This is a genomic window from Marinobacter sp. bablab_jr008, assembly GCF_016464145.1.
Lineage (GTDB): Bacteria > Pseudomonadota > Gammaproteobacteria > Pseudomonadales > Oleiphilaceae > Marinobacter > Marinobacter nauticus.
In genome coordinates this window covers 1-296 of the sequence record NZ_JACDWW010000012.1, presented here as the reverse complement: position 1 = coordinate 296, position 296 = coordinate 1, and the positions used below count along the sequence as shown (strand labels likewise).

General features: G+C 53.7%; 1 protein-coding gene. It reads right to left on the bottom strand.

Features of this window, described 5'->3' with window-relative positions; genetic code table 11:
- Window positions 1–296: hypothetical protein (locus JIF53_RS19285; RefSeq protein WP_206769446.1), on the bottom strand; the 296-nt coding region annotated here is incomplete at both ends.

The following is a 296-nucleotide window of genomic DNA, read 5'->3' as shown; positions in this document are numbered from 1 at the left end:
TCTGTAGAGCCAACGCAAACCAAAGAGCGAGACTGTTGGAACGATAATCCACTGCGCTAGAGGGGCGATACCTGTGCCAAGGAAGGGAAACAGGGGCATAGAATCATTGTAGCTCCAGCGCTGGCCTGCGCCTGTGGCCCATGCTTCAAAGACTATCGTTATAAGCAGACCGGTAGCAAAATACACTCCTAAAACATGGCGGCGCCACCGTCCCTGTATCCAAAAGCCATCTTTAGTTGCCGCTGCGGCGACGCCATAGGCAAATAGTGCAATATTGGCATCGCCGATTGCCGCCC